The sequence below is a fragment of the Ahniella affigens genome (genome assembly GCF_003015185.1).
GTDB lineage: Bacteria > Pseudomonadota > Gammaproteobacteria > Xanthomonadales > Ahniellaceae > Ahniella > Ahniella affigens.
The window spans coordinates 1,516,355-1,537,467 of the sequence record NZ_CP027860.1 but is presented as its reverse complement, the minus strand read 5'-3'; the positions used below and the strand labels follow the sequence as shown (position 1 = coordinate 1,537,467).

General features: G+C 60.4%; 10 protein-coding genes. 6 read left to right on the top strand and 4 right to left on the bottom strand.

Translation table 11 applies throughout. The annotated features are described in order from the left end of the window. Window positions 1-441: 441 nt before the first annotated feature. Entirely contained in the window at window positions 442-4,275 is a 3,834-nt protein-coding gene (locus C7S18_RS25090) for a PKD domain-containing protein (RefSeq protein ID WP_106890670.1), read from the bottom strand. Between the two features lie 527 nt (window positions 4,276-4,802). On the opposite strand from C7S18_RS25090, the gene C7S18_RS05805 reads away from it, so the two are divergent. From C7S18_RS05805 to C7S18_RS05790, 4 genes are all read left to right on the top strand, one after another. Next, a complete protein-coding gene (locus tag C7S18_RS05805) occupies window positions 4,803-7,748 on the top strand; it encodes a TonB-dependent receptor (RefSeq protein WP_106890669.1) in 2,946 nt (981 codons plus the stop codon). A 456-nt stretch (window positions 7,749-8,204) separates the two neighbouring features. Next, the gene (locus C7S18_RS05800; protein WP_106890668.1) at window positions 8,205-9,602 is read left to right on the top strand and encodes a delta-60 repeat domain-containing protein; all 1,398 of its coding nucleotides are present in this window, start codon (window positions 8,205-8,207) and stop codon (window positions 9,600-9,602) included. An 81-nt stretch (window positions 9,603-9,683) separates the two neighbouring features. Next, window positions 9,684-10,259, top strand: a complete 576-nt coding sequence (locus C7S18_RS05795; protein ID WP_106890667.1) for an ECF-type sigma factor — start codon at window positions 9,684-9,686, stop codon at window positions 10,257-10,259. A gap of 4 nt (window positions 10,260-10,263) precedes the next feature. After that, entirely contained in the window at window positions 10,264-12,675 is a 2,412-nt protein-coding gene (locus tag C7S18_RS05790) for a serine/threonine-protein kinase (protein ID WP_170113139.1), read from the top strand. Between the two features lie 349 nt (window positions 12,676-13,024). Here C7S18_RS05790 and C7S18_RS05785 read toward each other — a convergent pair whose 3' ends face one another. Further along, window positions 13,025-13,870 (bottom strand): hypothetical protein, encoded by an 846-nt coding sequence (locus tag C7S18_RS05785; protein WP_106890665.1) that lies wholly within the window; start codon window positions 13,868-13,870, stop codon window positions 13,025-13,027. 326 nt (window positions 13,871-14,196) lie between these two features. Beyond that, complete coding sequence (gene ssb / locus C7S18_RS05775; RefSeq protein WP_106890663.1) at window positions 14,197-14,772, bottom strand: single-stranded DNA-binding protein; 576 nt, start codon at window positions 14,770-14,772, stop codon at window positions 14,197-14,199. 482 nt (window positions 14,773-15,254) lie between these two features. On the opposite strand from ssb, the gene C7S18_RS05765 reads away from it, so the two are divergent. Beyond that, entirely contained in the window at window positions 15,255-16,184 is a 930-nt protein-coding gene (locus tag C7S18_RS05765) for a polyprenyl synthetase family protein (protein ID WP_106893933.1), read from the top strand. Window positions 16,185-16,206: 22 nt separating this feature from the next. Here C7S18_RS05765 and C7S18_RS05760 read toward each other — a convergent pair whose 3' ends face one another. Continuing rightward, complete coding sequence (locus C7S18_RS05760) at window positions 16,207-18,546, bottom strand: serine/threonine-protein kinase (protein WP_170113138.1); 2,340 nt, start codon at window positions 18,544-18,546, stop codon at window positions 16,207-16,209. 294 nt (window positions 18,547-18,840) lie between these two features. Between C7S18_RS05760 and C7S18_RS05755 the strand changes: the two genes are divergently transcribed. Then, window positions 18,841-20,370, top strand: coding sequence for a tetratricopeptide repeat protein (locus tag C7S18_RS05755; RefSeq protein WP_170113137.1), 1,530 nt, complete (start codon window positions 18,841-18,843; stop codon window positions 20,368-20,370). Window positions 20,371-21,113 lie beyond the last annotated feature (743 nt).

Here is a 21,113-nt window from a genome sequence, read left to right as displayed (position 1 = left end):
AAACCACCGCTCCAAACCAATCTTGCGGCAAGTTTGGCTACCGCTTGTGGGAGGGCCTTCAGGTCCGAACCAATCTTGCAACAGTCCAATTCCCCTTTTTGTTGGAGGGCCTTCAGGCCTGAACCAATCTTGCGGCAGTCCAGTTCCCTTTTTGTAGGAGGGCCTTCAGGCCCGAACCAATCTCGCGGCAGTCCAATTCCCCTTTTTGTTCGAGGGCCTTCAGGCCCGAACCAGTCTCGCGGCATCACCGTTCGCGGCTGAAGCCGCTCCCACAAAAACCACCGCTCTAAACCAATCTTGCGGCAAGATCACCTACTGCTTGTGGGAGGGCCTTCAGGCCCGAATCAATCTTGCGGCGTCGCTGTTCGCGGCTGAAGCCGCCCCAAAAAGCAAACCCGCGGTCACCCGCGGGTTTGTCTTATCGAACACCATCTACAGGCGTTACATCGCAAACGACCACGAATTGATATAGCCCGTGTCGCCCGACGCGTTGTCGTTCACGCGCAGGTTCCAGGTGCCATTGATCGTTTCGGTCGACAGATTGAGGATCACCGTCTTCGACACGTTGTCCGTAGCACCACCCGTGCGATTGTGGATGTTGTACAGCGTGCCATCTGGCGCCACCAGATCCACCTTCAGGTCGCCCTGATACGTGTGAATGATGTCAACAGTCACCGACGTGTCGCTCGGCGCATTGCCGGTGCGACCCGAGATCGTGATCGGCGAATTCACCGTCGTGTTGTCGCCAACCGTGTAATCGGTCGTGTTGCTGTACGTCGTGCGCGGCGTGCTGATGGTGTACGAGCCCGTCAGCGAGACGCCCGAGTAGGCGCTGTAGCCGAGGATCATTACGTAGTACGTACCGGCCTGTGCGGTCGCAATGTTGCACGTCTCAGCGGACGTCGAACCTGCCGACTTGCAGTCGTAGACCGTCGTCGTCGGTGCCGAGCCGAACTTGACGAACAGATCGGCGTCTCCCGTGCCGGCTGTCGTCACAAACTTCAGCCCCGTCGCACCCGCCGGCACCACCATCGTGTAGACCGTTTGTGAGTTCAGCGCGCCCGACAGCCCAGTCTTCGCCACGCCGTTGGTCAGCACGTTGCTGGTTGTTGTGGCGCCCGTGAAGTTCTGCGCCGTGACGTTCGCGCTACTGATCGTGACACTGCGGTTGGCTGGCGTGAACGTGTAGCCAGACAAAGTCGGCGTAATCGTGTACGTACCATTCGCGAGATTGCTGATGGTGAACACACCGCTGGCATTCGTCGTGGCCGACACCGAGCCGGTCGAAACGGTCACACCGCTGATAGCCGTACCGCCGCTCGTCGTGATCGTGCCCGCGATCGAGTACGTGGTTACCGGCGCGGTGACCGTGACGGCCTTGGTGATCGAATTCGTCGCACCACCATTGTCGGTCACGGTCAGCTGCACGTTGTACGTACCGCCGGCCGCATACGTACGGCTTGGGCTCGTCGTCGTCGAGGTGCCGCCATCACCGAAGTTCCAACTGGACGAGGCGATCGTGCCGTCGGAATCGGTCGAGCTGTTCGTGAACGTTGCGGTCAGGCCGCTGGTGACGAAGCTGAAGTTCGCAGTCGGCGCCACATTGCTTGGCGCAGTCACTGCAACGGCCTTCGTCACGGAGTTCGTTGCGCCCAGGTTATCAGTGACCGTCAGCGTGACGTTGTAGGTGCCACCGGCCGAATAGGTCTTGCTCGGATTCGTGGCGGTTGACGTCGTGCTGTCACCGAACGCCCAGGAACGCGACGCGATCGAGCCATCGGAATCGGTCGACGAATCCGTGAACGTGGCCGTCAAGCCGGAGGTCGAGAACGTGAAGTTGGCAACCGGGTTGTTGTTCGCCGCTGGCTGCAGTTCCCACACGGAACGACCGAAGGTCGCTGCACGCACCAGCGAGGCATCGGGCGCAATGTACAGGTCGGTGACATTGACCAGCGGCATGCCGTTGCCGAAGCGCGCCCAGCTGGTGCCGCCATCGGTCGAGCGATAGACGCCGAGATGCGTTGCGGCATACAGATAGCTGCCGTTGGTTGGATCCGGATGGATCGAGTTCACCGGCACGCCATTCGGGAAGCCGCTGGCGAGGCTGTCGATCGCCGTAAATGTGCCGCCACCGTTGGTCGACTTCCACAAGTGGGTCTTCGTGGCATCCGGGGCCACCGACGCCACATACATGACGCTCGCATTGGTCGGATCAAACGACACATGCGACAGACTGCTGCCGTTGTTGGCGAGGTTCGTGCCGATGGCTGTCCAACTCGTGCCGCCATTGGTCGTGATCGAAGCGCCACCACCACTGGTAACGACGGCGATCGTGTTGACGCTCGTCGGCGCGACGCCGATCTGACGGATCTGCGCGCCCGAGGTCAGCATGCCGGTCGTACCCAGCGCGGTCCAGGAACCAGCGTAGTTCGTCGACTTGTAGGCCTTGCTCTTCGAGAACGTGAACACCGTATTGCCGGTCGTATCGCCCAACCACGGCACAATGCGGGTGATGAACACACCGGTCGACGAGTTATTGCATTCGGTAATGCCCGAGCAAGCGCTCGTAAAGTTCAGGCCGGCGTCGGTCGACTTCTGGATGCGGTTGTAATACAGGCTACCGAGCATCTGGTTGGCATTGGCGCGGTTGACATTGCAACCGAAGCCATCGCCGCCGATTTCCTGATTGAACACCGCCGTGTTGGTTTCGCGAACGCGTGTACCGTTGTCCTGCAGACCGGCAATTACTGCGTTGCGGTTCGCCGTCGACGAGCCCACCTGATAAACGAGGTGCGACGCGATGCCAATGTTCAGCGTGTGCGTGAACGTGGTGCCGGAATCAGTTGAACGGAAGATGCCGCCGTCGGTGCCGACAAACAGCGAGCCATTACTGGCGACATGCGCCGCGTGGAAATCGGCATGTACGTAAGGCAGCGAGAATTGCGCGAGCCAGTTGGAAACCTGGCGATACGTTGAACCACCGTCGGTCGTCTTCGCGAGCAACAGCTGACCACCGAAGTAGGCGATGCTGGCATTGCTGCGATCCACCACCACCGCATGGTTGTACCAACCCTGACCACCGAGCAGCGTCGCCAGATTGCTGGACTCACTGTTGGTGTTCGAGTAGCTCTTGTAAGTCGAGCCTGACTTACCAATGCCCGTCCAGGTCGCGCCGCCGTCAGTCGACTTGAACAGGTTCGACAGATCAGACGTGCTGGCAGCATTTGGGATCGCCGCCATCGCATACATCGTGGTGCGCAGCGACGGTGCCGACGCGACCGTGATCCGGCCCACGCCTGCGGTGTCCGTGACGCCAGTCGCTTTCGTCCAAGTGGCACCGCCATCGGCCGAACGCCAGATTTGACCATCGGTCGTGCCCGTCGTCGCCGCTGGCAGCGCCTCCAAAGACAGCACGAAGTTTGCACCACCCCCGCTCGCCAGCGACCACACTTTCGGGTCGCCAGTCTGACCGGTTGCGATCGTCACCTTGCTGAAGCTGGCACCAGAGTTGGTGGACCGGTAGAGCCCCTTGTCGGTCGCTGCCAGGATGATGGCCGAATTGTTGGCCACGACTTCGATGTCGATGACCTTGCTGGAATCACCAAGCAATACGGGCGTCGACCACGTGTTCGCGCCGTCGGTCGACTTCGACACGCCAATACCCGTGCCATCGAACGGGTCGCCCAGTCCCAGGTACAGAGTGCTGGAGTTTGCGGGATCCATCGTCAGCGAACCAACTGCCAGCGAGCCCAAGGTTTCGGTCTTCGCCGACCAGGTCGAGCCGCCGTCAGTTGTCTTCCAGACGCCGCCGCCGGAGAAACCCACGTAGATGATGCTGGCATTGGCCGGGTCGGTGACAATGTCATTGACGCGACCTGAATCGGTGACGCTCAGGCTGCCACCATTCTCGGCATAGGTTGCGCGGGTCGGGCCGATGTTCAGCCAGTTGGTGCCGGAGGCGACTTTGGGCAAATCCGAATCCGTGACTGGCTGCGACGTGCCCGTTTGCGGCAGGGTCGCACCCCAGCGCTGACGCTCGCGCTCAGCCGCATTCAGCATGAAGCGCTCGTATGAGGGGTTGAAGAGCGACAGCTCAGTGCCCTTCCGAGACTTGCGGACGTCGCCCGGCTTGATGTCGTTGTACCACTCGTACATGGCTTGCCGACGCGCCGTAGGATCGTCTGCATCCTCGCGCTTATTGGCAAAACTCACCGGAACCGCCAGCGCTGCGAGCAGCGCCGCTCCAAGCCATTTGGCTTGCGCCGAAATTCTCATCGCATTTCCCCAGATCGTTTGTTGTCGTAGGTATTCGAATTGCGCACCGGCATCTTGGCGCCCCTGTCTGCACCATCGTCCCGGTCTTCATGCTGTCGTGGTGGGGCTCCCTGCCCTTCGGGGAAACCCCGAGCCGAGATTCGGCGGGCGGCTTTGTAACGCACTGTGAGATTCAGTGCACGCTGCACCGCAATACATCCTGCGGCGGATAGCGTTATAAGCCGCAAGAATGATCCCGCGACATCGGCTCGAACGGGCGTTCGTTCCAATTTTCGGTTTGCCAAAAGCGCCTCTACTCGCGCGCCGAACCCAATGGCGTCCGCGCGGCGGCGACCCAATGCTAGCTTGGAGACGCTGGCGGTTCAGCGCCGGAACGACCGAAACCTTCGGTAGACACTGGCACATATGATTTAATCGCAATACAGGTCAGTCCGATTCGTATTCGTGATCTTGACGAACAAGATGCGTCGATCGACCACCACGTACCCGGCCCCGTCATCCGCAACACCATCAAGAAGGAACCCCGCATGCTTTCACTGGAATCGGCCGGCCAAGGCCCAACGCGCGCGCGCCACCGCACCCCACGGTTGGCGCCACTCGCAGCGGCGCTTGCCGCGTGTCTGATGCTGGCGGGTCCCGCCGTAGTCTTGGCACAGAGCGCGACAGCGACGCTTCGTGGCACGCTGGTTCATACCGATAGCGGTCCGACAACCATTCGCGTGACCCATCTCGAAACGGGCCTGAACCGCACGACCGAAGCCAATGCGCAAGGCCGATTCACGCTGACCGGGTTGCCGCCGGGCCAATACCGAGTTGAACTTGAGCATCAGGGCAAGGTGTCGCAGCAAACCGTTCGATTGCGCCTGGGCGAAACCGTGCGTCTGAACCGCTGGCCAGAACCGGATGCCCAAAACAGCACCCCCGCCGTGCAGCCGCCTTTGGAAGCGCGGACGTCGGAAGTGGCGCATTATCTGTCACCAGAGCAAATCGCGCGCTTGCCGCAGACCGATCGCAATGTCCTGAACTTTGTCGATCTCGTTCCGGGCGTTGCCGCCACCGCTCCAGTCGATGGCCCCACGCAGGTGCGCGGCAATGGTTTGGCCACCAGCGCAACCAGTCTGTTTGTAGACGGCGTCCGGCAGAATAATGATGTGGTGTTCGGCGGGGTCGTGCCGCAACAACGATACGGCGCGCCGTTGCCACAATCAGCCGTCGCCGAACTCAAAGTGATCCCGCAAAACTACCGGGCCGCTTACGCCCAGGTAAGTGGCCCCGCCGTAGCGGTTGCCACGCACTCTGGCACGAATACGTTCGAGGGCACGGCCTTCGTCGATCATGTGGCGGACAACTGGTATGCGATGACGCCCCAGCAGCGTGCCGACGACATGCCCTCGGAGGCGAGCGACACCCAGCACGGCGTTACGTTTGGCGGCCCGATCGTGCCGGACTTGCTGCATTTCTATCTGGCTTACGAAGGCACGGAACGCGACGATCAGCGCGAGATTGCCCTTGGCGGCAATCAACCCGCCAGCAACCTGCCGAACGACTTGCTCGCGCAACTGGGATCGGTCGACGTGCCGTTCGATCAGGATCTACTATTTGGCAAACTCAGCTATGCGCCGGGCGACAGCCACCGCTTTGAACTCTCGGCCAAACATCGCAGCAATTCGGATTGGGTCGGCTTCGGCGGAACCACCTCGGCACAAGCGGCCACCGAGCGGCGCTATGACGACACTCGCATCGATGTGCTGCACCAGTTTCACGGCCGCAATGTGGTTAGCGAAACCCATCTGACATACGAAAATGTCGGCCTGGAGTTATCCCCGGTGACAGCGGGACCGAGCTATGTCCTGTTCAATGTCGAGCAGAACGGCGGCCTGGCACTGATAACGGGTGGCGGGATCGATCAACAGGACTTTGGTCAGCGTGGCTTCGGAATTCAGAACGAACTGACGTGGTCAGACTTGGAATGGCACGGCGCCCACGTCATCACAATCGGCACGCAATTCAAAGCGATCGAACGCCATGCCGAACGCGCCTTTCTGGCGAACGCGCGGTTCGAATATGACGCTCGCTTCAGCACGAGCATCCCGAACTTCGGCGCCATCGCATTGCCACGTTCTGGCGTGTCGGACCTGAACATCGAATCCGACAATCGGCAATACGGCCTGTTTGTGCAAGATGACTGGGACGTTACCGATCGTTTGACCCTGAATCTTGGCGTGCGATGGGATTATGAAGTCACGCCAAGCTATCTCGATCAAGTCACAGACCCGACGTTGGCGGCGGCTTTGCGCGGCTGGAGCAACCTTCAGAACACCGACTACGAGATCGACGACTACATCAGCAGTGGCAACAATCGAGACGCATTCAAGGATGCGTTCGCGCCGCGCTTGGGCTTTGCGTATGATTTCAGTGGTGACGACACGCAAGTGCTGTTTGGTGGCGCCGGCCGGGCCTACGACCGCAACCTGTTCCAGATTCTCGCCGACGAGCAGTTCCGAGGGCAGCAGGCCGTCTACGCCTTGCAGTTCAACAACCCCGGCAGCCCCTGCAGTGGTCCAACCTGCCTCACTTGGGATCCGCGCTTTCTGGATGTCAGCCAACTCGCGACCCTGGTTGCGAATCTGCCGAGACCCGCAACTGAATCGGACCTGATCACCAACGACTTGCGGATGCCCTACAGCGACCAGTTCAGTCTGGGGTTTCGCCAAACCTTTGGTGATTGGACCGGCTCCGTGACGGCCTCGCACATTCAAAGCAAAGATGGCTTGTACTACCGAATCGGCAACCGCTACGCCGACGGGTCATTTGTTGGCCCCTTCGGTCCGCCGTTCGGTCAATCGGTCCCCGGGCACGGACTACTGCTGCTGATCGACAACGGCTTGTCGACCCGGCAGAACGCGTTGCTGTTGGCACTCGACAAGCCCTACACCGAGTCGTCCGGCTATGGTGTCAGCCTCGCGTATACGTTTTCGGATGCCAGCGAGAATCAATCGTCGACCGTGGTGGACGACCGGTTCGTTCTGGACTTCGTCGACGCCGATGCAGCAGGCTGGCACCGCTCAGTCGCCATCCCCAGACACCGATTGGTGCTGAGCGGTTTGTATGACGGTGCCTTCGGGATTCAATACGCCGCCAAGGCAAGCCTGGAGAGCCCCAGTACGTTTGAGGCATCGAACTGCCTGGACGCCGTGGATTTCGCGCATTGCACAGTGGATCCGTTCACGCCGAGCGGCACGTTTGGCCGCAAGCAGTTTGATCTCAGTGCATCCCGGGATTGGCAGTTTGACGCCCAGACTGCGCTCACCTTCCGGATCGATATCCTGAACCTCTTCAACCACCGCAATTGGAACAGCTACGACACGTGGCGTGGATCGCCCGGCGCGCCCAACGCAACGTTTGGGGATCACTTCGACTCCGTGATTTTGCCGACGCGGACGGTCAAGGCGACCATCGGATTTCGGTGGTAACCCGGCGATCAGCATGAGTGCAAGCGCCCCGGAACGTGATGGCTCGCGGTTGCGGCGACCTGCCTTCGGTGCTGATTGAGTCGCGAGCATGAACCCCACCCCGGATCACGTCCGGGGCGACGAAAGGCAAGAGTCGTTGTCTTAGAAGACCTGACATTTCGGAATGCGGCAAGGAGCGGTTTCCCAAACTGTCTCAAGCGACCTCTCGTCACCCCGGACTTGATCCGGGGTGAGGTTGACGTACTTTCCGATAAACAAAGACTTTGTTCGAACCACGAAAGATCTTTTGCTCCGAAGTTTTTGCACGGTCTGCTTCGCTAGAACGACCACAACAGAAATGCCTTGATTGATATTCCTTGAGCGGCGTCCCGGGCACAGGTTGGCGCTGGCCGGTTCGAGCGCGCGGAGAAATCTCGGCGAAACATCGTATCTCCAGTTAAATCCCTGGAGATCACGATGAAGCACGACCAGTTCCGCACGGCCAAGTTCGATTTTTTGCGCGCCACAATTCTGTTGATCGCGCTGGTTCTGGCGTCGGTTGCCAGCGCCCAGAATGCTGGGATCAACCGTGCTTTCGGCACAAATGGCATTGCCAGCCTGCGCGATCCCGCCAACGGCCAAGCGCGCTATCTGGGGCTTGGTGCGTGTGCCACGTCCGGCAACCGCCTGAATGTCGTGACGTCAAGCAGCGAGCAGCTGCTGACCATTTTTCGGCTGCAGCCGGATGGCACGTCGGACACCAGCTTCGGGACCAACGGTTTGGTCAACACCGTTGTGCCTCCTTCGAGCTATGACGAAGGCAAGGTTTCTTGCATGAGCGATGGCCGCATGTTGGTGGTCCGCATGGTCCCGGGCGCGGGCACGGACACCAACGTGCAATTGCTCCGACTGAATGCCAACGGCACACTGGATACCAGCTTTGCGTCGACCGGCATACTCACCGTTGACTTCGATGAGCATGCCAGCGGGCTCGGTGACTTGGAGTTTCCGCTGGGCCTGAATCTGGAGGCCGATGGCAGTAGTCTGGTGACCGGTCGCGTTTATCGGGCGGATGGATCGTCCCGGCCTGGGCTGGTGCGCGTCGACAGCAATGGCAGCGTTGCGTTCGTCCGCTTGTACGACACACTGACCGGCGTCACACCCGTGTACGCCACCTCAGCGAATATCGGACCCAATGGTCGCATCTGGATGGTTGGTGGCGGCAATCCAACGTCCACGCCGTTCAACAGTTGGTTCCGAACCGAATTGGACGTCGCGACCGGCAACGTCGTACAGACGTTTGTCGGCAGCGACGGCAACTATATTGTCGACGGCGGTCGCGTACTCCCCAATGGAATCATGGTGGTGGCTGGCAAGTATGTCCCACAGAGTCAACCCGGTGGCGCGTACCAACCACGATTGGTGGTGTTTCGGACCACGGGTGCCTCCGTCGTGCCACTACCGTTGCCCAGCCCGGTTAGCGATTTCGAGCCGACTCTGTCGCCCTACCCCGGTCGGGCCATCGCGATTCCCACCAGCGACAATCGCGTGTTGTTTGGGGCGCCGATCGGCGATCAGAGCGGCAACTTCGAACTTGCGACTTACGCCGCCATCATCGAACTCGGCGCCGATTCGAGTGGTGACCGCGTCGATACACGCTTTGGCCAAAATGGGGCGACCCAATTCGCCTATCGCACCGCAACCCCCTGCGCGAATGGGGCGCCGCCGTTGCAGCGTCCGGTGCGCTTCAGCAACTGGCTCAATCGGCCCGTTGTTGCAGGGATCCATGCAACGACCTGCGCGTTGAATCCCCGCAACGCGTTCGCAGCCCGTTTACTGGCGCCTGAAGATGTCCTGAGCAACGGCTTCGAATGAGCAGTATGCAGCTTATTTCCTCGAACGAACTCGTCCATAATCAAGCGTTGAACGGGCCCGACGTGCCCAGATGCTTTGATCATGCACGAATCAGATACCGAGGTCACAGGCTGGCTGCAGGAATGGCAGGCGGGCGACTCCGTTGCGCGCGACCGCGTGTTGGCGCGCCTTTACCACGAGCTCAAACGCCTAGCGCGCGCCGCCCTGCGCCAGCATTCGGGCCACGACACGCTCCAAACCACGGCGCTAGTCAACGAAGCGTTGCTGAAGTTTGTTGGGAGCCGCGCGCCGCAAGTCAACGACCGCAGCCATTTTTGCAGCGTGGTCGCACGCGCCATGCGCCAGATATTGATCGATCGCGCGCGCCACAAGTCAGCACAAAAACGCGATGCGGGCGACTCGTTGTTGTCGCTGGACGTGCTCACCGAAGCTGATCTGCAGCTCAATGTGCAAGAGCCCACACAGTTGCTCGAACTCGATGATCTGCTGGAGCAGTTGTCCACGCTCGACCCGCGCGCGGCCGATGTGGTGTCACTGCGAGTATTTGCCGGCATGACCATTGCCGAGACCGCTGAAGCGATGGGCCTGCACCCTTCAGCCGTCAACCGCGACTGGGCGCATGCCGTTGAATGGCTGCGCGAGCAAATCGAGGCGTGAGCTGGTGAGCCGCCCAGATTATTGGCAGCTGAAGCAGGCGTTTGAGGCCTTGCTTGATCGCTCGGCAGACGCTCAGGACGCGTACTTGCAAACGCTCGCCGAGAGCGATCCGGATCTGGCTCGAATCATGTCAAAGCGGTTGGCTCGCATGCGCGCCAACATCGCTGCCGAAGCAACGCCGATCACAGTTGATCAAGTCACCCCCGACATTCCCGGCTTCTGCGTCATAGCGGCCGCGGGTGCAGGCGGCATGGGGCAGGTGTGGAAAGTCCATCGCGACGCACAACCCGACCAGATCCTCGCATTGAAGCAGATTCATCGCTCGCATCTTGATGCGCCGCTAGATGCGCAGATGCGTCGACGCTTTGACCAGGAGCGCGCCGTGCTGGCGCGGCTCAGCCATCCAAACATCGTGCCGCTGATCGATGCGGGCGTCGACTCTGAGGATCGACCCTACCTGCTGACGCCCTGGATCGACGGACTCAGAATCGACCATTGGTGTGCGGCACAACAAGCGTCATTGGTCGATCGCGTACGTCTGATTCGCGATCTCGCCGAGGCCATTGGCCATGCGCATGCCCAGCTGATCATTCACCGCGACTTAAAGCCCGCAAACGTCCTCGTCGATGGCAATCGCGAAGTCCGTGTGCTCGACTTCGGCATTGCCAAGCTGTTGGATCAGAGCGATACCTACCGATCCGATACCACCACTGGCTTCAGCCTGATGACGCTGCGCTACGCCGCGCCTGAGCAAGTCCAACAAGGTGTACTCGGCCCCGGCTGCGATCTGTATGCCATCGGCGTGATGCTGTACGAATTGATCGCAGCGCGTTCGCCTTACGATGGCGCCGAGAACCCAGCAGCCTTGAGCTTGGCGATTGCCAATGTACAACCCGAGCCGCCGTCGCGGCGCTGCCAACTCGCGCACGGCGCGCTCCATGTGGCTGATCTCGACGCGATCACGCTCAAATTGTTGCGGAAGCCCCCGGCTGACCGTTACGGCTCGGCCCAGGAATTGGTCGCCGACTTGAATCGCTGGCTGGCCGGCGATGTGGTTCTCGCTCGTGGCGATGAACGCGGCTATCTCGCCAAGCGTTGGCTTTGGCGCTGGCGATTCGGATTGGCAGCCGCAATGCTAATACCGGTGCTGATCACCTGGCACGTGTGGCGGCTGGATGCACAGCTGGCGGAAACAGCACGACAGCGTGATCGCGCACGCGCAGTCGCCGACTACTTTGTCGACCTATTTCGCAACGCCGATCCCGGTGCCTCGCGCGAAGGCAGCATCACCGCGCGGGAACTCCTTGAAGCGAGTGCGGGACGACTCGAAACCGATCCAAGTCTCAACGCCGACACGCGCGGCTTGCTGCAAATGGTCACCGGCCGCGTCTACACCGATCTTGGCATGGTCGCCGAGGCTGAGCCGTTGCTTGCGGCTGCGATTGAACGCATGCAGCGCGAGTCGCCAAAGCCTGTCGCCGAACTGCTCGATGCGCTGCGTACTCATGCGGCGGTGCTGTATCAACTCGACCGCGTACCGGAATCGCTCGCGCGCTCAGAAGCCGCCATCGCCCTGCTGGAGTCTGAACACGAAACCCATTCCGAACGCTATGCCGGCATGCTGCAGAATGCGGCGCTGGCGTTGGCGACGATGGGCAAGCAGGATGACGCGGATCAGCTTTTCGAGCGCGCGCTGTCGGTACTCGCCACGTCACATCCGACGTCGCGCGCGTATGCGTTGCTGCTCCTGAATCTTGGTGGTGACCGTGCGAGCCGATTCGAGCACCAAGCGGCGGTGACCTATTTTGATCGCGCCGAACCTGTCGCCAATGCACTACAGCCGCCGGATGCGGATTTGAGTTGGAGCATTCGGCGTGCAAGTCTGAGCTCAAAGTTGGAGTTAGCGCGCACACGCGAAGCGTTCGCCGCGCTTCGAACTGAAATCGCCACTGCCAGCGATGCGGCCACCGCGTTCTATGGCCGAGATCATCTAGAGACCGCGTTCTGGCAGGAACTCGCGGGCATTAGCGCCGCGCTGGTGGGTAACTGGCAGCAGACGCAGACGGCGTTCAATGCGTCACGCGACATTGCGAGGCACTTGTTCGAGGCGCCAGATCATCCGTTCCGGCAACGCTTCGAACTCAATGCCCAAATCGCCAGATTCGTTGCCGATCCGAACGACACCGTCGCCCGCGCAGCGCTGTCTGCAGCACGTGATTCTGTCCAGACGGCGTCACCAGAAGCGCCCGAAGTCGCGCTGCTGGGGGAACTATTGTCCGTGCCTGCGTGTGCGAACTTTGGTGCTTCAATTCCATCGGATCTTTATTCAGAAACGCCGCCTGCTGATGCCACATTGCCGGCATGGTTACAGCATCTCCAGTTAGTCGCTGGACATTGGCGAAGCAAACGCTGCTGACTCGTCGTGGATTCGCGTCGGATTTGCAGCGATCTGGTTCGCGGCTGAAGCCGCTCCCACAAAAACCACCGCTCCAAACCAAGCTCGCCGCAAGACCTGTTCGCCTTTTGTGGGAGGGCCTTCAGGCCCGAACTAATCTTGTCGCATCACCGTTCGCGGCTGAAGCCGCTCCCACAAAACCACCGCTCCAAACCAAGCTCGCCGCAAGACCTGATCGCCTTTTGTGGGAGGGCCTTCAGGCCCGAACAAAGCTTGCGGCATCACCGTTCGCGGCTGAAGCCGCTCCCACAATAAACTTGGAACATGCAGCGCAGTGACGAGATCCCATGACGCCTACGAGGCTGTTTAGTCAATGCACCGATCCCGTGCAATTTGTCCCGGCAAACTCATTGGCCTGATGCTCCAACGTACTCAGGCCCTCTTCGATCTTCTGCTGCAACAACACACCACCGTCGGCGCTCCACAGCGCACCAGAGTAATCGAAGCTTGGCACGAAGGTGCTGTCTGCATTCTGCGTCGAACCTTGCTGTGCCCCGGAATAGTCCTGGAGCATGCTCCACGTCGGCTCCGGCCGCGGCACGGTCGAATGGATGTACTGATGCGTGACCGTCGACAACATGATCGGCCGATGCCACGCCACCTCGTCTTTCGGAATACGCTTCAACTCACGCTTGGACTTGGCCCGATACCGATAGTCCCAAATCGTTTCTTCGACCTTGAAGTACAGCTCGTTGAGTTCCGAGGTCAAACCCATCTTCACGTCATAGACCATCACGATTCCGGGCGTAAAGCGCTTCAAGAACATCGCCATACCCGTACCGAACGATTTCATGGTCTTAACTTGCCCGTCCGGTGCCAAACGCTCCCGGTCCACAAAACATGCGGCGATTCTTGCCATCCGCGCATCGAGCAACTCGTGATTCAGCGCTTCCCAAGCAGGACCAAGCGCCTTCTCGCGCAGCTTGCGCTCTCGCGCCAACTGAATTTCCTTTGCGATCTGTCCGCCCATGCCACCAATGGCATCGGCATAGCCGCTGCCGTACATAGGCGGTGCGTCTACTTGCAAGCCTGACGGATCATGCACAATCACCGCCAGCGTTGCCGGTCGAAGCGCCTTCGCATCATCAGCAAGCGCGACTGGAGCAATCGACCAGACTAAACCCAAGCACACCAATCGAAGTGACTTCTTGATCATGAGGAACACACTCGCAATTGTCCAATGGCGCCGGCGGTAGTAAACCAACGGCGTTGCTTCAGCGGACGCAATGCGTACCCCGAAGTCATCAGGCAGTCTAGTTGACCAGGAATCACACACAACCGAGACAGCCATACGATTGTGCGCCGATGACATGATGCGCCAGCCGCCATGGCTTCTCGAACCTCGCGACGCATCGACACGCGCAAGTTGAGCGCGACCAACCCGCGAACGGCGGCACCTCCTCGGCACCCAATCGACCAAAGAAAAAGGCCTGCAACACACGGTTGCAAGCCTTTTCAGCGAGTTCCAGACTGTTCTGAATATCAGAACGGAATCTCATCGTCCTCGAACGGCGCACTCGACGGCTGCGGCGCGGGTGCATTGCGGGGTGCGTCGTTGTTGCGATTGCTGTAGCCACCACCGCCACCGCGGTTTTCGTAGTTACCGCCGCCGCCTCGGCTCTCGTACCCGCCACCACCGCTACGCTCGCCGCGTCCGCTGCCACCTTCGCGACCACCTTCGCGACCACCTTCACGGCCGCCGCCTTCGCCACCGCCGCCGCCTGGGCCGCCCAGCATCTGCATTTCGTTCGCGATGATGTCGGTGGTGTAACGCTCGACGCCTTCCTTGTCGGTGTACTTGTCTGTGCGCAAGGAGCCTTCAACGTAGACTTGACGGCCCTTCTTCAGGTACTCGCCAGCAATCTCGGCCAGGCGGCCGAAAAACTTCACGCGATGCCACTCGGTGCGTTCCTGGTTTTCACCGGTCTGCTTGTCTTTCCACGACTCCGAGGTCGCGATCTTGATGGTGGTGATGGCGCCACCGTTGGTGGTGTAGCGCGTTTCAGGATCCGCGCCCAGATTGCCGACCAGAATCACCTTGTTGATACCACGTGCCATAAATCCTCACTTCCTCGGAAAGCTCTCAGTTGAAATGTTGCCCTGCCCGCCTGCGCGGCGCTAGGTCCGATTGCCCGCCCGGTCACAGGCCTGGTCGGCCTCGGCGCCGGACCATAGATCGGACTCGATCCGGTGCATGCCGAGCTGGCGGACCAGCCGCTGCTGCTGTCGGACGGCTTGGGAGATGAAGCCTAACAGACGCCAGCCCCGGCGCCCTAAGCCATTGACTGAAAAGGGCCTCGGAGCATTCGGAATTGCGCTCAGAAATTTCTGAGTCCAGCCCCTTTCCGTCTGACCGGAGCGACGGCGCCAGCGGTCAGCTTCAAACCAATGTGGCATTGCAGCAGCCGGACCGGCGAGAGGCTATAATGTCCTGATTCATCTCCCCATTTCTGCCGACTGTGTCCGCAACGCTCGAATCGCCCGCCTCCACGCTCGCCCCACTGACCTTCTCCGGAATTCAGGATTTGGCCGCAGCCGACATGTCCCGGGTCAATACCTTGATCCGCTCGCGGTTGGCGTCCGACGTGGTGCTGGTCAACCAAGTCGCCGAGCACATCGTCGCTGGTGGCGGCAAGCGGCTCCGGCCCATGTTGTGTGTGCTCGCGGCGCGGGCGCTGGGTGCGGACGGTGAGGACCATCTGCTCGCCGCCGCCATCATCGAGTTCATTCACACCGCAACGTTGCTGCACGACGACGTCGTGGACGAATCCGACCTCCGTCGCGGCCGCCGCACCGCCAATGCCGTGTTCGGCAACGCCGCCAGCGTGCTGGTGGGTGACTATCTGTACTCGCGCGCGTTCCAAATGATGGTCGAGCTGAAACGCATGCGGATCATGGATGTGATGGCCGAAACCACCAACCGGATCGCCGAAGGTGAAGTGTTGCAGTTGATGCACATCGGCAACGCGGAAACCGATGAAGCCGCGTACTTCCGCGTGATTGAGCGCAAGACCGCCGTACTGTTCGAGGCGGCCTGTCGCGTCGCAGCGATCCTGCTCGATGCCGACGCCTTGGTGGAGCACGCCATTGCCGACTACGGCATGAAGCTCGGCCTCGCATTCCAGATCGCCGACGACGTGCTCGACTACGTCTCTGATGCCGAAACGCTTGGCAAGAACATCGGCGACGATCTCGCTGAAGGCAAACCAACACTGCCATTGATTCACGCGCTGAGTCACGCGCCAGCCGACGAAGCGGCAACGCTACGTCGCGTCATCGAAACCGGCGGCCTCGATGATTTGCAGAACGTCATTGCGGCGATCCATCGAACTGGGGCGATCGCCTACAGCCAGCAACGTGCACGCCAACTTGCCACGGAAGCGCGGCAGGCTCTGGATGTGTTGCCGGCATCGCCATACAAGCTGGCATTGCTCGGACTCGCAGATTACGCGATTGATCGAAAGCTCTGAGCGCAACTGCAATCGTTGCGGGCTACTTGCCCGCAGCCGCCTTGATCTGATCAAGGTAGCCGCGCGCCTCAATCACCGTGTTGTGCGATTCGCCGTAGGTCTCAATCAGAATTGGCAACGTTTGATCGAGCAACGTTTGCGCCTCGGCAAAGTTCTTCTGATCGACTAATGTGCCCGCGAGGCGCATCCGGTACCGCGTCAATTGAATGTCACCTTCGCCGAAACTCGCGACGAACTTGCCAATCAATTCCCGATATTGCGCTTCGGCCTCATCCAAGCGACCCAGTCGGCGCAGAAACGTTGCGCGCCAGTTCAAAGCGTTGCCCCACTCCGGGCTCAGGCTGGCATCGGCCGGTACGGCTTTCAGGGCGCCATCGACGCGATCGAGCCCCTCTTGAAATTCATTGCGCTGAATCTGCATCGAAGCCAAATTGACGATGTTGTTCAGTCGGCTCCGCCAATCGCGGGTATACCGCTTGGCAAATACTTCGTCCCGACGCATGAATAATGCTACGGCCGCATCGAACTCACGGTTCATGCCGCGGGCTGCAGCCAGGTTACCGAGAATCGTCATGGTGACTCGATGCTCGGGCCCGAGTGACTGCTCTGCCACCTTCAGCAGTTCCGAGAATTCGGTGATCGCACCGGCGTAGTCGTCGCGATCAAACCGATACGTGATCAGCGAATTGCGCGCCAGAATCACCGTGGGGTGATCGGCGCCGAGCGCTGCCTCCGCATCGGGAATGGCTCGCGCCAGAGCTTGCTCGGCTTCGTCGAGCTTGCCGAACTCGCCTAATGCATCGCTCAGCAGATTGACGCGCTGCAATTGCTTCCGCGCATCGAGCGTACCGGGCGCAGCTGGACGCGCGATAATCTCGCGCAGGAGCGCAATGCTCTTTTCGCTTTGACCCGTTTGGTTCAGCGCATCGGCATATTCGACCTCAAGGCCCTTGAGTATTTCAGGATCTAAGTCGGTTCGCGTCTTCGCAGTACTGATTGCTTGTTGCATGAACGGGAGCGCCTGCTCGGACTTGCCGGCCAGCGCGAGGAAGCGGCCGCGGCGGGCGCCGTTCAGCCAGCAGGAGGGATGGCTCGCATCAGACCCGCACAGTTTGTCCAGCTGGTCTAGTTCCAAGGTTGCGGCGTCGTAGTCAGCCAGTGCCAACCGCGATTCGAAGAGCGTCTCGCGCAGCCGAATGCCCACACCCGGCGCCACATCAGACATGCGGCTCTGGCTCAATGATTCCAGCACTTCCGATAGTCGGAGATCCTTACCACGCGCTTGATCCGGAGCGGCCTCGCGGATCGCGTCAGTCAGAAGCCCCATCACCGCTTCCGTTTCCTGCGCGCGTTGCGTGGCAGCGAGCTCGGCACGAAGCGCACGATCCGCTGCAATCGAAGACCAGATCGTGGCGACAACGAGCGACACGACCGCCAGCGCGAGCGCGCCCGCAATGAGCGGATTGCGGCGAACGAACTTGCCAAACACATAGGCCAGACTCGGCTTTCTGGCACTGAGCGGGCGATTGCGCAAATAGGCTTCCAAGTCTTGCGCAAAGCTCGCCGCACTGTCGTATCGGTGCTCCACGTCCCGCTGACACGCGGTCTCGACGATGAGTTCGACTTCGCCCTTGAACTGCGGCTGTCGCTCGCTCAACGGCGTGCGCCGACCTTCAGTGACCTCCTTGATCGCTTCAAGCAAGCTCGTGGTGCCAATCGAAATTGGCAGCTGCCCTGACAACAACTGGTACAAAACCACGCCCAGCGCGTACACGTCAGACCGCACATCGGCTTGATGCGCACCGCTGAACTGCTCCGGGCTCATATACGCGAGCGTACCGATGATCTGGCCGAAGCGCGTCTTGATCCCCACCGCCTCGCCCCCTTCGCTCAGGCGGGCGATGCCGAAATCGAGAATCTTGGGTTGGCCCTGACGGTCTACCAGAATGTTAGCGGGTTTGATGTCGCGGTGAATGACGCCGCGCTGATGCGCATAATGCAGCGCTTTGGCGATTTGTCCGACCAGCCCAAAGATTTGCCGATGATTGAGCTTCTGTTCGCGCACGTAGTCATCGAGCGACTGACCCTCAATGTATTCCATCGCAAACCAAGGCCGGTTCCCGCCCTCGTCGCTCAAACTACCGGCCTCAAACAACCGCGCGATACCTGGGTGATCCAGACGGGCGAGCACATCCATCTCGCGACGGAAGCGGGCCACACCTTCAGTGTCGAAGCGATCAGTCAGCATCAGCTTGATGGCCGCCTGCCGCTTGGGCAGACTGCTTTCACCCAGATAAACGATCCCCATGCCGCCCCGGCCTATCGTCCGGACGATGCGGTAAGGACCGATTTCTGCAGGCATGGCCGGTTCGCTGTTTGCTACCGACTGACCTGCGAAGGTGGTGTGCTGATCGCTCATAGTCGTTGACTGCATTGAAAGGGTGGTTCAGCGAGCGCTTGCTACACCGGTCGCACGGTCTCTGAGCATACGATGATCTGCCCGCGGCGCAAGGTCGACATTGCAAATATCATTCAGCAGCAGAGCCATGAAACGTGTTGGCAACGCTCCATGGCTCTGAATCAAAGTGCTGCCGCCTTCTCGTTTTTTGGGAGCCGAATGGGCACCATATCGGGTTCCGCTGCCACCAGATTCTGCATGAAATACGACGACGCCGAATACTACTTTCTGAACTTCGAACGGGACCTCGACAACGAAGCGGCCGGCACGCACCTCGGGATGTATCTGGCTTGGGCCATACTGCGCGGCCTCGGCAGCGCCGAATACGACGAACCAAGTGGCGTCAAGGACCAACTGCAACAGCGCACCACCACCGGCCAGACCGTTCTGTTTGATCACTGTGACGGCAAGCTGTACAGCGATGACTTCAACGAGCTTGGCAACGCGTTCACGCAGGCCTATTACGAAAAGTATTTCAGCAAAGATTTCGCGCGTGCCTTCCAGCGGGATTTGCCCGACACCGGGTGCCCGGTGGCAGATACATGCAGCCTGCCCGATACCTGGGCGAACTTCGATCGCATGGCGGCCGTGCTCGATCAGCGCTTCAAGCAATGGCAGGAAGTCCGACAGCGCCATGGGTCGAACAGCGCCGGCGCGAGTCCTAAGCCGCCAGCGCCCGCGTCAACCGCTGCCGCAGCGGCGCCAACCACGGCCGGCACGAGCAAGCTCAGCTTGGTCCCGATGGATCACGAAGCCACCGACCAGCCATCGCCCCCAGCGCCAACGGGTGTCGCTGCAAGCGGTTTCGACCTGGCCGCATTGAAGCGGCGCGCTGAAGCCGGCGATGCGGAGGCTTGGGTCGAAATTGGCGGCGAATTCATCATCGGCGAGCGCGTGCCACGCGACTTTCCGACGGCGGCAGCGGCGTTTCAGAAGGGCGCTGATCTCGGCTCGGAGAACGCGATGTTCAACCTGGGCGTGTGCTACCAAAACGGCGACGGCGTTCCTAAAGACGTCACCAAAGCACTTGCCTGGTTCGCCCGCGCGGCCGATCGCGGTCACGCCCAGGGGCTGTTCATGCTCGGCATGGCGTATCGCAATGGCGCAGGAGTCACGAAAGACTTGGCGGCATCGAATGCGCTGATGGTGATCGCGCACGCGAAAGGCGTGGCCGAAGCGGGCCGCCAAGGCGTGATCGCAGGCGCCGGCAGCTACGCCGAGCTCGGCAAGCGCCTGTCCACACCCGGACAAGTGTTGAGCACGATGGCCGAGCGGCATGGCTCGGCCCCCGGTTACACGCCGGTGTCTACAGTCGGTCCGGGCAGTATCAGCGGCAATGCGATGGCGCATCGGACCAATGATGTCGGCAAAGGTACGGCGACTCCCAACACTGCCGCAGCCGCGCGCTCCGGATCAAGCTTCGGTACCAATCCAGACCGCAGCAACAGCACTCCCGATTTCATTGGGCTCGGACTTACGGCTGCTGGGGCATCGAGCGTGTTTGTGCTGCTGCTATTCGCCACCATGCTCAGCGGCAGCCCGTTCCGGTTCATCGCGTACACACTGGCGTGGCTCGGTGCGTTCGGCGTATTTCGCTTACTCGGACAGCCCGGCCGCAGCATGGTGATCCGCGTTCTATTGACCCTGGCGGCGCTCGTGCCCGTGGCCGGGAGCTTTGTTTGCATCTACGCGCTGATGCTGTACTTCAGAAAGCCGAACGAGGACTGATGGACCCATGACCAGCAGGCCCGTGCCAGGGCGCTCTCATCAAACATCATCTAAGGCATTGTTTTTCTGTCGTCATTCCAGCGAAACCGGCTGTGTGAAAACGTTGGGGCAGGACAATACTTGGCGCTTCCACATAGCCTCAGTTCGACTGAAAGGACTTCAACCCACCCCGGATCAAGTCCGGGGTGACGAGAGGTGGATTGGAATTCTGTGGGAAACCCACCTTTTTAGCGTCGGAAGCAACGGTTTTGCCGCGACGGACATTCTCGCGATTCGTCGCCCCGGACTTGATCCGGGGCGGGGTTCAAGCTCGCGGCAAGCTGACCCATCGCTTGCGAATGCGACCGGCCAGGTTGCTCGAACCGGTCTCTCAGTGTCTTAACACGCTCTGGAAAACTGGAATCCATTTCTAAAGACGACCAGTGTGCGACAGTCGAATTGGCTTCCAGCTTTCGCTCGCATGACGGCGAATGGCCGAGCGCTGCCTCCGGCTCGGGACAACAGTTTGATGCGCGAATAAGCGCACCTTCGGTACGACCAAAACGCCTACACCAGTTCAGAGCCAACGGAAGCTGCGAATAACACACCCAAGTGAACGACGGCGATTACGTGTCGGCGAAACGCTGAGTCCAGACAACCAGTGAACTCAAGATCGGTCCGAACGAGCAGGATGGACCGATTCTGGCCCAAGCAAGAAGGGTTTTGCCGAAACAGACAGACACGCTACAATACCCGTTCGCTGC

What these genes read in the sequence shown, in the direction of transcription:
- C7S18_RS25090 (WP_106890670.1), bottom strand. Translation starts at nt 4,275, where the DNA reads ATGAGAATTTCGGCGCAAGCCAAATGGCTTGGAGCGGCGCTGCTCGCA.
- C7S18_RS05805 (WP_106890669.1), top strand. Translation starts at nt 4,803, where the DNA reads ATGCTTTCACTGGAATCGGCCGGCCAAGGCCCAACGCGCGCGCGCCAC.
- C7S18_RS05800 (WP_106890668.1), top strand. Translation starts at nt 8,205, where the DNA reads ATGAAGCACGACCAGTTCCGCACGGCCAAGTTCGATTTTTTGCGCGCC.
- C7S18_RS05795 (WP_106890667.1), top strand. Translation starts at nt 9,684, where the DNA reads ATGCACGAATCAGATACCGAGGTCACAGGCTGGCTGCAGGAATGGCAG.
- C7S18_RS05785 (WP_106890665.1), bottom strand. Translation starts at nt 13,870, where the DNA reads ATGATCAAGAAGTCACTTCGATTGGTGTGCTTGGGTTTAGTCTGGTCG.
- ssb (WP_106890663.1), bottom strand. Translation starts at nt 14,772, where the DNA reads ATGGCACGTGGTATCAACAAGGTGATTCTGGTCGGCAATCTGGGCGCG.
- C7S18_RS05765 (WP_106893933.1), top strand. Translation starts at nt 15,255, where the DNA reads ATGTCCCGGGTCAATACCTTGATCCGCTCGCGGTTGGCGTCCGACGTG.
- C7S18_RS05760 (WP_170113138.1), bottom strand. Translation starts at nt 18,546, where the DNA reads ATGCCTGCAGAAATCGGTCCTTACCGCATCGTCCGGACGATAGGCCGG.
- C7S18_RS05755 (WP_170113137.1), top strand. Translation starts at nt 18,841, where the DNA reads ATGAAATACGACGACGCCGAATACTACTTTCTGAACTTCGAACGGGAC.